Annotated in this window: 1 protein-coding gene; it reads right to left on the reverse strand. The window is 42.8% G+C overall.

Features of this window, described 5'->3' with window-relative positions:
* Positions 1–257 (reverse strand): bacteriophage T4 gp5 trimerisation domain-containing protein (locus R0K30_RS22575; RefSeq protein WP_410613151.1); only part of this gene is annotated, 257 nt, incomplete at both ends.

A 257-nucleotide genomic window follows, 5' to 3' on the forward strand; every position in this document is an offset into this window, starting at 1 on the left:
GAAGTTCATTGTCATAGATCGCCGTAGAAGAATCGTTTAAAACCAATTTTGCCTCATTGTTTTTAATGAGGGTATTCATGTCCCGTTGAGCAATTGTGCGAATCTCTTCTTGGTTTTTCAGATCCTCGAACCTTACTTCATTAAAGCCCTGACCTAAGTGAGTATCTGTTTTGAAGGTCGAGCGCGTCTTATGTTCCGGCAATTCATATGGCGGCTTGTTTCTACCATTGTACACGCAGCCGGTCACAATCGGTTTG

It is taken from the genome of Bacillus sp. SIMBA_154, from assembly GCF_046536015.1.
Taxonomy (GTDB): Bacteria; Bacillota; Bacilli; order Bacillales; family Bacillaceae; genus Bacillus; species Bacillus pumilus_P.